Consider the following 12,674-nt stretch of genomic DNA (forward strand, 5'->3'; position numbering starts at 1 on the left):
GGAAGTCTACCCACCTGCACCGGGTACCACGAAACCGTCTGCCGTTTCCCGCTGTTTCCTGTTCCGGGAAACCGCGCTGGTCAGCGATTTCCTTTGAGAGGCAACAGGAAACGCCTGCCGTACGCCGATTTCCGAGGTCAAGCTTGGTTCGTCGAAATCCTTCGGCAACCAAGGAAGTCACCGCCGCCAAACGACGGTGACTGCGAACCGGAAAGGGGAACGCGATGCACACGCACCTCGTCATCGTGCTCGGCCAGCTGGTCTCCCTGCTGGGCTGACCAGTACCTCGCCGGCGGGCCCGGGCCGCCGGCGGACCTTCCCCCCGTTCGCCGATTACAGGATGATCGAGCCATGCCGGACTTTGGAGTGGAATTGAAGCGTCGACGGATGTCGGTCGGCATGTCACTGACCGGACTCGCTGCGTCCGTCCATTTCACCAAGGGCTACCTCAGCAAGGTGGAGAACGGCAAGGTCCGGGTGAACCGCGACCTCGCCAAGGCCTGCGACCAGGCGCTGGGGGCCGGCGGAGAACTGCTCGCCCTCGTCGCGGAATCGGCATTCCCCGCGCGCCGCAGCGCCGGTGGCATCGTCGGGCTGCCCGACAGCGGCCGGTACTTCGTCGGCCGCGAATCCGAACTCGAAGCGCTTTCCGCACTGCTGCTCGGCTCGGCCGACGCGCGGGTCGGCGTGGTGCACGGAATGGCGGGCGCCGGCAAGACGGCGCTGGCCGTCGCCGCCGCCCGGCGGGTCGCCGACCGGTTCCCGGACGGCTGCCTGTTCTTCGACCTCCGCGGCCACACCCCCGGCGCCGCCCAGCTTTCGCCCGGCGAGGCCCTGCACCGGCTGCTGCGCCTGCTGGACGTCCCGGCCGACCAGCTCCCGGCCGACGAGGACGGCTTGGCCAACCTCGTGCGCGACCAGCTGCGCGGCCGGCGGCTGATCCTGGTGCTCGACAACGTCCGGTCCGCCGAGCAGATCCGGGCCATCGCGGACGGCGAGACGTCGTCGCGGATCCTGGTGACCAGCCGCGGGCGGCTGCCCGCGCTCGACGACGCCTGGCACTTCCCGGTCGGGGTGCTGCCGCTGGCCGACTCGGTGCGGCTGCTGCGGTCCGTCGCCGGCGACCACGCCCCCGCCGACGACGAGCTGGCGACCGAGATCGTCCGCCACTGCGGGCAGTTGCCGCTCGCCGTGCGGATCGTGGCCGCCCGGTTCATCGCCGGCGGCTGGACGGCGGCGAGGCTGCGTGACCGCCTGGCCGACGAGACGACCCGGCTCGGCGCGCTGGAGGACGGCGAGCGGAGCGTCGCCACGGCGTTCGCCGTCTCCTACGACGCACTGCCCGGCGACCAGCGGCGGTTGCTGGGGCTGCTCGCCCTGCACCCCGCGACGGCCGCCGAAACCGGCGCCGTCGAAGCGCTCGCCGGCCTCGACACGGGCGAGACGGACCGCCTGGTCGACCGGCTGCACGACGCCCACCTCGTCGTCCGCGACGAACGGGGGTACGTCGAGCTCCACGACCTGATGCGCACGTTCGCGGCGAAGCACGCGCTCCCCCAGCTCGAGCCGGAAGACCGTGAAGTCGCCGTACGCCGGCTGGTCGAGCACCTCGTCGCGCTGACGGTGGCGGCCGACGAGCTCGCCGAGCCCTACCGCTTCCGCCCGCCCACCGGCCTGCCGGCCCCGGCCGGCGCACCCTTCGCCGACGCCGACAGCGCGCTCGCCTGGCTGGGTGCGCAGTGGCCGACGCTCGCGGACATCGTCGATTCCGCGGCCGCGCACGGGTTGTACGACCGCTGCTGGCAGCTCGCGTTCGTGCTGCGCGCGTTCTTCTTCCGCGAGAAGCTGTTCGAGCCGTGGATCCGCACGCACGAACGCGCGCTCGAAGCGGCCCGAGCGGCCGGCGACCCGAGCGCGATCGGAATGATCCTCAACAACCTGGGCATGGCCCACATCGAGGCGGGCCGCCCGGACGACGCGGTCCGCTTCCACCAGCAGGCCCAGGCGGAGTTCGCGCTGGCCAGGGACGACCGCGGCACGATCGACGCGCTGTCCAGCCTGGCCTGGGCCCGCCTGTACCGCGGCGAAGCCGAGCCGGCGCTGGCGGATCTGACGACGGTGCTGGCCGTGTACCGCCGCACCGGACGCACCCGGAACGTGGTGATCGCGCTGCGCGGCATCGCGTTGGCGTCGGTGGCCTTGGACCGGCTACCCGAGGCGCTGGTCGCGGCGGAGGAGGCGTCCGAACTGGCCCAGCTGCCGGTCGACCAGGCGATGTCGGCCAGCTGTGAAGCCTGGATCCACTTCCGCGCGGGACGGTGGGAGGAGGCCACGCGCGCCTACCACCGGGCGGCCGAGGTGGCCGACGACGCGGGCAGCGAATACGAGCGGGCGAGGGCGTTGACCGGCCTGGGAAACACCGCGGCCGCCCGCGGGGACCGCACGGAGGCGGACCGCTGGTGGACGGAAGCGGCGGCGTACCGCGTGACGCTCAACCCGGCGGTGCTCGGCGAAGCCGAGTACCGGAACCGCCCGGCGTTCGCCGAGTGAGGCGGGCGCCGGCCACCGGTCGTGGGTGGTGAGACGGGGTCCCGCCCGTCTCACCACCCACGACCGGGGCAGCGGGCTGCCCGGGGCAAAACCGGTCAAAAGCCGGACACTAACCGGCCACGGGCCCCATCGCGGTAGCGAAGGCTTCTCCCGCGGCGATCAACGCGAGGAAAGCCGAAACCGGAGTGAGGTCCGCATGACGACACATTGAATTCCCCAGGCCGACGGTGGCCGGGGTTTCCTGGTGGAATCCCTTGCAGGCAACGGGAAACGGCTTGTCGACGGCCCTTCGGAGGGCGCACCATCGAAGCAGACCGAATTTCGCGGAAACCGCGAAATCCAGCGAATCCCGTAGATCGGGAAATCCCGAGGAGCCTGCCATGATGGTCGTCTGTTCCGCTTCCGCCCTCTTCCGCACGGCGCTGGCCATCGTCACGCTCGCGCTGGTCGCCGGCCTGGCGCTCGCCGGCCCGGCGACGCCCGCGCCCACGCCCGGCTCCGGCCCGGCCGTGGCCACCGCCACCGCCGAACCCGTGGCGCACTAGTTGTGCGCCGGCCGTGCCTTCGTCCAGGTGACCACGGCATGCAGGTGCATCCCCGGACTGCCCTGGGCCTGCCAACGGCGGCCCGTTCCCGTCGGCGAGGTGGGGGACTTCGGTGCTCCAGCCACCCGCGGGAACGGCCGACCACATGGTCAGGCGGCTCGACGCGTGGATCCGTGTAGTTCGCCCCCTGTGGGGCGGGCGATGTCGGTGGCGTGCTGGCGATCGTGGAATCGACCGGGATCGATCCCTGGCTGTGGCCGGCCGTCAGGTGGGGTGGCTCGGTGGGGGCCAGGTGCTCGACCAGCCTGGCCAGCTGGTCAACCGAACATTTGGTTGAGTCCGGCAGGCGTTGGAGAGGGTTCGGATCAGCTTTCAAGGACCTCCCGAAGCTTCTTCGCGAACGCTTCCGGCTGGCCGGCGTAACCGAACTCGCCCCCGAGGAACCCGCCGTGGTGGCTCGGGAACACCGTGGCCTCCTGCCCGAGCCGCTCGGCCGTGCCCACCGCGGCCCGCCCGGTGAACACCTCCCGGGACTCCTCACCCACCGCGACGACGATCCGCGTCGGCACCGCCGCCAGCGCCTCGACGTCGAGGTGGTAGTTCGTCACCCCGAGAGAGCGGTCGCTGAGCAACGGGTCGTCGCGGCGGCCGTCGTCACCGGACGGCAGGCCGAACTGGGCCGGGTCCGCCGGTGGCTGCGCGAAAAAGGCGTCGGTGAACTCGCCCTGCCACGACCCCAACGCCATGAACGCCGCCATGCCCGCCGAGAAGCCCTTGGCCTGGTAGGCGTCCCGCATCCCCTGGCTCGCCCGCGCGGCCGCGTCGGCGTCCGGCAGCGATTCGATCAGTGGCGGCTCGTGGGCCACGAACGTGCGCACGTCCTCCGGGTGCGCCGTGACCAGCGCGAACCCGGCGACCGCGCCGCCGCTGCTCCCGAACACCTCGACGGCGCCGGCCCCCAGCGCCTGGATGACGGCGTGGATGTCCTCCGCCTGGAGCGCGGGCACGTGGTCCTCCCGGCCGTCCTTGCGGACGCTGCGCCCGAGCCCCCGCGGGTCGTAGGTGACCACCGTGCGGTCGCCGAAGTGGGACGCCAGCGTGGTGAACCCCTCGGCGGTCATCGGCTGCCCGATCATCAGCAGCGGTGGCCGCGGGCTCTCGGCGGGCGCCGGGCCGTGCACGTCGTAGACGATGTCGGCGGCGGGTGTTTCCAGTGTGTGCGTGGTCATCGAGTCTCCCCTCGTCCGGTCTCATCGAGACGTTAGACGGGGGGACCGACAATTTCCGCCGAGGCGAGGAAGGCGACCAGGCCCGCTCATGGCCTCGCGTCGACGCACGGTATCCGGCGGTCAGGCCGGGATCAACCGGTTGAGCGTCTCCAACGTGATCACCGTCGACTCTTCGGGCAGCCCCGGCGCCAGCTTGCCGGTTCGTCTCCAGCCGGTCGAACCGCGGCGAGCCCGAGAGGTGGTGGTCGCGCGCCGTGGTGTCGATCCACGTCGGCGAGGCTTATGAGGCCCCGCTGGCTGCCGAACCGCGCGCGTGGGTTGACCGACCGGACTCGCACCGGCTTCGCCCGGGGCCACAACCCGGGGCCTCGTCTTCTTCGGCTTCGGCCAACGTAGCGCGTCCGGGAGTCGAACCCGGGTCCCCCGGGTGAGAACCGGGGATCCGTTCCACTGGACCAACGCGCCGTGCACCCGCGTCCGCGCACTGGTGGCAGCGAAGACGAATGCGGGAAAAAAGTTCCTGGTGCCAAAAAGAAAGCCGCCCGGCCCGGTTACCCGGTGGGCGGCTCCCTCGGCCATGACGTGGCTACGTCATGGCGGGAAGCCACGAGGCGTGCGACAGGTGCCGCCGTTCCATGGTCGTCATGCGCACTCCTCGGTTCGTGTGGCACCCATCATCACCGCGCTCGCCGAGCCCCGTCAAAGCAATTACGCGTCTTCCCGCGCCAGCCGCTGCGCCGCGCGCCCGATCGCCGTTTCCACCGCGCCCACCCGATCGGCCAGCAGGCCCACCGCGCCCACCGCCCGGCTCATCGGGTCCTCGCCGTCCCCGCCCAGCGCCCGCTCCCGCAGGTACGCGGCCTTGACCTCGGCCCACCGCTGAGCCTGCGAAGCCGACAGCCGTCCCCGCAGCTCCGCCAGTTTGAGCAGGTTGGCCTCGGCGCCCGAGGTCAGCGTCTGCGCCTCGCCGGCGTAGTGGTCGTCGATCAGGGCCTCGAGTTCCGCGTCGGCCATCGCCGGCACGATCCGCTCGGCGAGCTTGTTCATGTTCCGGTACGAACCCTGCAGCTGGAACGGCGGTTCGGTGCGCGAGGCGTCCGCCTGCGCCGCCGAGGCGATGTACGCCTGGTTGTTCGCCAGCACCGTCCGCTGCACCCGCAGGAGCTTCCGGAGCACGGCCAGGACCTGCTCCAGCTCCGGCGCCGAGTACGCATGGGAAAGCTGGTCCGCGCGCACCGAACCGTCGCCGCGGGCCATCCGGACCAGAACGTCCACATCGGACCGATCACGGGACACGAGCGGCGCCAGCACGGCGTTCGACGTCAACGCGTTCTCCACGTAGCTCAGCGCGAAGAGCTCCTCCTTGCCGGACAGCACGTCACCGAGGTTCCACACGTCCGCGCGGTTGGCGAGCATGTCGGGGATGCGGAACCGCTTGCCCTGCTCGGTGTACGGGTTGCCGGCCATGCACACGGCGAACCGCTTGCCGCGCAGGTCGTACGTCCGCGTGCGGCCTTCCCAGACGCCCTCCATTCGCCGCTGCGCGTCGCACAGCGAGATGAACTTCTGCAGCAGTTCCGGCGATGTGTGCTGGATGTCGTCGAGGTAGAGCAGCACGTTGTTGCCCTGCTCCAGCGCGAACGAGATCTTCTCGACCTCCTGCCGCGCGGTCGCGTTCGGCGCGTCGGCCGGGTCGACCGAGGTGACGTCGTGGCCCAGCGCCGGCCCGTTGACCTTCACGAAGACCAGCCCGAGGCGGCTGGCGACGTACTCCATCAGCGTCGTCTTGCCGTAGCCCGGCGGCGAGATGAGCAGCAGCAGCCCGGACTGGTCGGTGCGCTTGGCGTCCCCGGCCGCGCCGAGCTGCTTGGCCAGGTTGTCGCCGATCAGCGGCAGGTAGACCTCGTCGAGCAGCCGGTTGCGCACGAACGCGCTCATCACCTTCGGCTGGTACTCGCCGAGCCGGAGCCGGTCGCGCTCGGCCGCCACGAGCTCGTTGCGCAGCCGCTGGTAGGCGCGGAAACCCGGGACGCGGTCCCGCCGGAAGCGGTGCGTCCTGGCGAGGGTCTCGTCGAGCCGCAGCGTCATCGACCGGCCGGTGATCCGCGGGTGCGCGCCGAGCAGACCGTCCACAGTGGTCGTCAGGGTGGCCGACGAGTCGTACCGCGGCAGGTCGCACAGCTCGATCGCGACGGCCTCGGGCAGCTCGTCGGCCGGCAGCCCGGACGCGGCCGCGAACGACCGCAACCAGGCATCGGCCAGTTGGTAGCGGTCCGCCAGTGCGTCGAGCGAGCGCAGGTCCTCGGCGAAGCTGCGCCGATCGAGCCGGAACTTGTCCAGCAGCGCCCGTGCCCCGCCGCTGGTGACGAACCCGGGCGGGGTGGCGGCGAGCTCTTCGACCAGGTACTCCCCGGCGAACTCGGTGTCGAGCCCGAGCCCGCCGGTGAACGCCGTGACCGCGTCCCCGAGTTCCCTCGCCAGCGCGTCCATCGCCGGGGTGGCGCCGAACGCCTCCCGTACCCGCGCGAGCGACGCGGCCCGCGTCGTCCAGGCGGCGCGCGCCCGCTCCTCGGCGCCGAACGCCCAGAACAGCTGGGCCGCTGCCCGGGCTCCGGGCGGATAGCGCAGCAGCCCGGCGGCGGACCGCAGCCGCAGCAGGGCGGCCAGGATCGCGGCGGCGTCGTGGTCGTGCACCCCGCGCGCGTACCCCTCGTCGTAGCGCTCGCCGGCCACGCTCCGCACGACGTCGAGCAGCTCGGCTTCGACCAGGTCGGCGGCCGGCCGTCCGGCGAGGATCGACGTCGCCAGGTACTCGGCCCGGTAGACCTCCGGCGACTCCGAGACCAGCAGCTGGTCCCAGTACGGCCGCGTCGCCTCGAACGCGGGATCGCGCACGGCCGCCCGGTAGTCGGTGCCGGTGATCGCGAACTTCATCGAGCCGTCGTGCGGCACCAGCGTCAGGTCGACGTCCTGGGTGTTGACGGCGAAGGTGTGCCGGCCGAGGCGGATCGTCTCGCCGCCGTCGCCGTAGAGGTCGAGCCGGTCGCGCAAGGCCCGGCCGGCCTCTTGGCGCGCCGCCTTCACCCGGCCGTCGAGCTCCTCGGCCCGCACCTGGTCGCCGAGCGCCCGCAGGTCCTCGACGACGCTGCGCAGCTTCGAGACCATCGGATCGGCCGCGAAGTAGGTGTTGATCTCCTCGGCCGAGCCCAGCGCACCGGCCCGGCGCGTCACGCTGCCGAGGATGCGTTCGGCCGAGGAGACCAGCCGGTCCGCCCGCCGCGCCCGCTCGTCGAGCAGCGCCTGCTTGCGCGAGGAGAACGCCTCGTAGACGTCGGTGCGCTGCTGGCCGAGCGAGGTCAGGAAGTCGTCGAACTCCCCGAACCGCGATTCGAGGTTCTCCAGCTGCAGCAGCAGCCGTCCCAGCTGCTCGTCGCAGCGCTCCGGGGTGTCGGCGACCGCGAGCCCGCCCGTGACGGCCTGCGCGAGCAGCGCGAACTCGGCCGCGAACTCCGCCCGGCCCTCGGCCTCCAGCAGCTCCTTGCGCCGCGCGTCGAGCGTCGCCCGCGCGCGGTTGACCGCGCCGATCACCTCGCCGACGCGCTCCAGGATCTTCGTCCGGACCACGGCGTCGGCGATGTCAAGCCCGCCCACCACGTCGGTGAGCACCTCCAGGCCGGCGGACTGCTCGTCGAGCCGCTCGGTGACCGGGCCGGCCTCGGCGACGGTCTTGATCGCGCCCGCCGCGGCGATGAGCCCGGCCACCTCGGCGTGGTAGCCGGTGAACGCCTCCTCGCCCTGCAGGAACCGCACGGCCCGCTGCGCGGCCTCGGCGAACTCGGTGTCCAGGTCCGCGATCAGGGTGTCCACGCGGGCGGTGTCGGCGTACCGCAGCTCCCGCACGGTGACCAGCCGCCCGCGCGCCCGGTGCATCTCGGCGAGGCGGCGCACCCACGCGTCGGCCGCGTTCACCGCCTCGCCCCGCACGCGCCGCACGAGCGACGCGGTCTCGGCCGCCGCCGTGTCGACGGCCTCGGCCGCCTGCGCGGTGAGCGAGGTGACCGTCTCGAACTCGTCGAGCACCTGCTCGGCGGTGACGCGGACGTCGGACAGCGGCGAGCGCAGGTCACCCAGCTCGCTCTCGCCGAGCCAGTGGTAGTGGTCGAAGACCCTCGCGCAGGCGGCGATCAGCGCCTCGAACACCGCCGCCGACGGCGCCATCTCCCCGATCATCCTGGCGACCGACAGACAGTCGGAAATGCCGCGGACGAGGTCGGCGTTCCCGACCCGCTCCAGCGGCCCGGTGCCGGCCGGCTGCGACGCCGCGTAGGTGTCCGACTGGAACGGCGTCCGCCACACCTGCATCGGGTGCACCCGGCTCGGCTCGTCCGACAGCGCGCGAAACAGGATCATCGTGCCGTCGTCGAACAGCGAGTACCCGTGGCAGGGGATCGGGTTGGCGACCTCCTTGCGGATCACGTTGTAGGGCAGCAGGAGCGAGCGGCCCTCGGCCCGCGCGTGGAAGACGTACAGCACGTCTTCGCCGTTGGGCGAACGGATCACGCGCTCGAATTCGAGACCGTCCACAGTGGTGTCGAACGTCTTGCTGACCCCGGTGTCGAGGTAGTAGCCGCCGGGGAAGATGATCCCGTGGTCCTCGGGCAGCCGCTGGCACGCCTGCCCGATGCCGTCGAGCCGCACGACGTCCTGCGTGCGGGTGTTGAACACCAGGTAGCGGTAGTCGGTTTCCTTGTACGGCAGCATGCGCAGCAGGATCAGCGGGCCGATCCGGGCGTAGGCGACCTCGGCGTCGGCGAGGCTCTGCAGCGGCTCGTCCACCGGCTCGGCGTAGACCCCGGCGCCGGTCTCGGTGTTGTTCTCGACTTTGACCGTCAGGTTGCCGCCGACGGTCTCGACGAAGACCTCGTCCTCGATCGAGATGTGCGGGTGCCGTCCGAGGACGTGGTCCTCGCGGGTCGTTTCGATCCACTCGAAGTCGTGCGACGGAGGGAAGACGTGGTCGCGCTCGCCCCGGCTGTCCAGGTAGGACACTGTGCCGTCGGCCGCGACACCCCACCGCAGCACCCGGATGTCCTCGGTGCGCGGGCCGATCTGAAACACCGCGAGCAGCTTCCCGTCCAGCCGGCGCAGCTGCAGCAGCTTCGCCTGCCGGTAGTACCGGTACAGCTCGCCGAAGTCGCGCTCGAAGTGCTCGTCACGCAGCAGCTCGGGCAGTTCCTCCGCGCTGACGTCGTCGAAGCGGAACGCGTCCCCATCGCGGCTGAAGCGCTGCAGCGAGAAGACGTCGTCGATCGCCGTCTCGGGCTTCAGGCCGATGAAGACGTTGTAGCCGAACAACATCCGGCCGTCGACGGCGACGATGTCCCGTGGCACGCAGTTGTTGGCGGTGCGGATGCGCTCGGTGCCGACCAGCGCGAGCTGCGCGCTGCCGAACACCTCCAGCCGCCGGGCGTTGAGCTCGTCCGCGCGTTTCGCCAGCTCGGCGGCCTGGGCGGCCAGCCGGGCGCGGAGCACCTCATAGGTGCCCGCGTCCAGCTGCGTCTCGGCCGTCGTCACTGCTTCGCGGCGACGACGGTGGCGACCGACGTCTCGGCCAGGCCGAGCCGCTGCGCCGTGGTCATCAGCTCACGGAGCTTGTCGCTGTCCGGGCCGCCGGCCTGCAGCTGCTTCGCCAGGAAGGCCGACAGCGTCAGGTTCTTCACGTCCTCGGTGCTGACCGCGCCGATCAGCTTGGCGAGGTCGTCGGTGAAGCTGGCCGACCCGTCGACGTACGGCCGCGCGAGCGCCCCGACGACGTCGGAGTGCTGCACGAAGCCGTCCACGCTCTTGCCGAGGCCGATCGAGCCGACGATCCGGTCGAAGAACGTGGTCTCGCCGCCGACGATGTCGATGTCGGCCTTCTCCAGGCCGGCGCTGAGCACGACCGCCTGCGCTTCGGCGACGTCCCGCTGCACGTCGAGCGCGGCCAGCCGGATCTCCTTCTCCGCGTCCAGCCGCAGCCGGTACTCCTCGTGCTCCCGGCTCGCGTTGTCGAGCGCGGCCAGCGCGGCGGCCTTCTCGGTGAGGCCCTCGGCCTCGCCCTTCAGCTTGTCGCGCAGCGCTTCGGCGACCACGACGGCCTTCTCGCGCTCGACGATCGCCTCCGCGCGGCCGACCTTCTCCAGCGCGACGGCGTCGCGCTCCCGCACCTGCGCGGCGGCGAGCCCGGCGGCGGCCTCCTCGGCCTGGATGCCTTCGGCGAGCCGGATCTTCGCCCGCGTCTCCAGCTCGGCGGCCTGCTGGCGCGCCTCGGCGAGGGTCAGCTCTTCGCGGGCCTTGAACTTGGCGGCCTGCTCCGCGGCCTCGGCGGCCTTGATCCCCTTGACCAGGTTCTCCTGCGCTTCGGCCTCGGCGCGGATGACGACCGCCTCGCGGTCGCGCTGGGCCTCCTCGACCACGCGCAGCTTCTTGATGTTCTCTTCCTGCTCGGCGACGGTCTTCTCGACGGCGATCCGCTCCCGGACCACCTCGGCGATCGACCGCTTTTCGGTTTCGAGTTCCTTGTCCTTGGCGATCCGGGACAGCTCGGTCTCCCGCTCGCGGCCGATCACCTCGAGCAGGCGGTCCTTTTCGATCCGCTCGGACTCGATGGCGATGACGCGTTCGCGGTTCTTGCCTGCGACCTCGATCTCGCGCTGCTGGTTCTGCTGCTGGATGCCGAGCTGCTCGTCGGTGCGCAGCTGCGCGGCCTGCGACTTGAGCCGCTCCTCGGCCTGCACCTTGGCGATTTCCGCCTCTTCGCGCGCCCGCATGGTCTCGATTTCGCGGCGCTGCTTGATTTCCGCGTCGGCCTGGCGGCGCTGGAGTTCGAGGATCGCTTCCCGCGCGTCCACGTTCTGGCGGGTGATCTCCTTTTCTTCGTGGCGGCGGAATTCGTTGGTGCGCACGTGCTCGATCGCCGTCAGCTCGGTGATCTTGCGGATGCCCTGCGCGTCCAGGATGTTCGCGGCGTCGAGCGACGCCATCGGGGTCTGCTCGAGGTAGTCGATCGCCGCGTCCTCCAGGCTGTAGCCGTTGAGGTCGGTGCCGATGACGCGGATGATCTGGTCGCGGAATTCGTTGCGCTTGGTGTAGAGGTCGACGAAGTCGAGCTGCTTGCCGACGGTTTTCAGGGCTTCGGAGAACTTGGCGTTGAACAGTTCCTGCAGGGTGCCCTGGTCACTGGCGCGTTCGGTGCCGATCGCCTGCGCGACCTTCACGACGTCCTCGACGGTCTTGTTGACCCGGACGAAGAACGAGATCCGGATGTCGGCGCGGATGTTGTCGCGGCAGATCAGGCCTTCCTGGCCGGTCCGCTCGATGTCGATCGTCTTCACCGAGATGTCCATGACCTCGGACTTGTGCAGCACGGGCAGCACGACCGCACCGGTGAAGGTGACGTCGACCTTGCGCACCTTCGAGACGATGAGTGCCTTGCCCTGCGGCACTTTCCGGAACAACCGGCTCACGACGAACACGGCGACGAGCAGGATCAGGACCACGACGGCGATCAACACGCCGGCCCCCAGGCCGATGGCATCCATTCCAGTTCAGTCCTTTTCTGCTTCGAGTTCCCAGGGGCTCACCCAGAAGAACTCACCCGCGAAGTCGTAGTCATAGAGGACAACGCGGCTGCCGACGCCGAGGTTGCCTCCGCCGGCCAGTCGAATCTGGACGATCGCCGACGACCCGTCGGCAGCGGTGGCTTCGGCCTGCTCGAAGTCCTCGCTGACGCTGGAAGTCCGCACGACGGCGACCCGCCCGACGAAGTCCTGCCGCGTCGGTTCGGCCCCGGCGAAGACCCGCCGCAGGGGCACGATGATCAGCCGCGTCCCGACCGCCCCACCCACGAGGGCGGCGAGCAGGACACCGAACCCGAGCAGGACCCGCAGGGGTGCGCCGTCGATGAGGACGGTGCCGGCGAGGCTGAGGAACCAGCTGAAGGCCACGAACAGCGACAGCGAGATGGACAAGGGCACCCCGCCGAAGAACCCGATCTCCCCGTCTTCGAGGTCGAAGACCCCGACCAGGGCGAGCACCCAGTACCCGACGACAAGGACCAGAAGAAAGCTGAAGAGCACGGCGGGGAACCCCAGCGCCGCGGCGACGAATCCGCTCATCGTTTCCATCCCCCATGGAAGGCCCGGCGAGCGCAGGGCCGTGGCCAGCGAATATACCGGGGAGGAGGGGTGACGGAGGCGCAATTCGGACACGAAGCGGTCACGCGGTGGGCCGGACTTCCGCCACGTCAGCCGCACCGACTACCTGAAGGGACTCACTCGGTACCTCCCCGATGCAGAGGAAGAACACCGAT

The 12,674-nt window shown here is 70.9% G+C and carries 6 protein-coding genes and 1 tRNA gene; 2 read left to right on the plus strand and 5 right to left on the minus strand.

Features of this window, described 5'->3' with window-relative positions:
- The first annotated feature begins 351 nt into the window (after nt 1-351).
- Nucleotides 352-2,550, plus strand: a complete 2,199-nt coding sequence (locus tag ABZX11_RS09565) for a tetratricopeptide repeat protein (RefSeq protein ID WP_354911422.1) — start codon at nt 352-354, stop codon at nt 2,548-2,550.
- A 380-nt stretch (nt 2,551-2,930) separates the two neighbouring features.
- Nucleotides 2,931-3,095, plus strand: a complete 165-nt coding sequence (locus ABZX11_RS09570; protein ID WP_176174420.1) for a hypothetical protein — start codon at nt 2,931-2,933, stop codon at nt 3,093-3,095.
- Between the two features lie 365 nt (nt 3,096-3,460).
- Here ABZX11_RS09570 and ABZX11_RS09575 read toward each other — a convergent pair whose 3' ends face one another.
- The 5 genes from ABZX11_RS09575 to ABZX11_RS09595 form a co-directional block, all read right to left on the minus strand.
- The gene (locus ABZX11_RS09575) at nt 3,461-4,324 is read right to left on the minus strand and encodes an alpha/beta hydrolase (protein WP_354911425.1); all 864 of its coding nucleotides are present in this window, start codon (nt 4,322-4,324) and stop codon (nt 3,461-3,463) included.
- 393 nt (nt 4,325-4,717) lie between these two features.
- Nucleotides 4,718-4,789, minus strand: a tRNA-Glu gene (locus tag ABZX11_RS09580).
- Nucleotides 4,790-5,032: 243 nt separating this feature from the next.
- Nucleotides 5,033-9,898 (minus strand): DNA repair ATPase, encoded by a 4,866-nt coding sequence (locus ABZX11_RS09585; RefSeq protein ID WP_354911428.1) that lies wholly within the window; start codon nt 9,896-9,898, stop codon nt 5,033-5,035.
- A complete protein-coding gene (locus tag ABZX11_RS09590; protein WP_354911431.1) occupies nt 9,895-11,904 on the minus strand; it encodes a flotillin family protein in 2,010 nt (669 codons plus the stop codon). The genes ABZX11_RS09585 and ABZX11_RS09590 overlap by 4 nt, the downstream gene beginning before the upstream one ends.
- A 6-nt stretch (nt 11,905-11,910) precedes the next feature.
- Nucleotides 11,911-12,480, minus strand: a complete 570-nt coding sequence (locus ABZX11_RS09595) for a hypothetical protein (protein WP_354911433.1) — start codon at nt 12,478-12,480, stop codon at nt 11,911-11,913.
- Nucleotides 12,481-12,674: the final 194 nt, after the last annotated feature.

The organism is Amycolatopsis sp. NPDC004169 (genome assembly GCF_040610315.1).
GTDB lineage: Bacteria > Actinomycetota > Actinomycetes > Mycobacteriales > Pseudonocardiaceae > Amycolatopsis.

Coding starts and splice junctions, on each gene's coding strand:
- ABZX11_RS09575 (WP_354911425.1), bottom strand. CDS start 4,324: ATGACCACGCACACACTGGAAACACCCGCCGCCGACATCGTCTACGAC.
- ABZX11_RS09590 (WP_354911431.1), bottom strand. CDS start 11,904: ATGGATGCCATCGGCCTGGGGGCCGGCGTGTTGATCGCCGTCGTGGTC.
- ABZX11_RS09565 (WP_354911422.1), top strand. CDS start 352: ATGCCGGACTTTGGAGTGGAATTGAAGCGTCGACGGATGTCGGTCGGC.
- ABZX11_RS09595 (WP_354911433.1), bottom strand. CDS start 12,480: ATGAGCGGATTCGTCGCCGCGGCGCTGGGGTTCCCCGCCGTGCTCTTC.
- ABZX11_RS09570 (WP_176174420.1), top strand. CDS start 2,931: ATGATGGTCGTCTGTTCCGCTTCCGCCCTCTTCCGCACGGCGCTGGCC.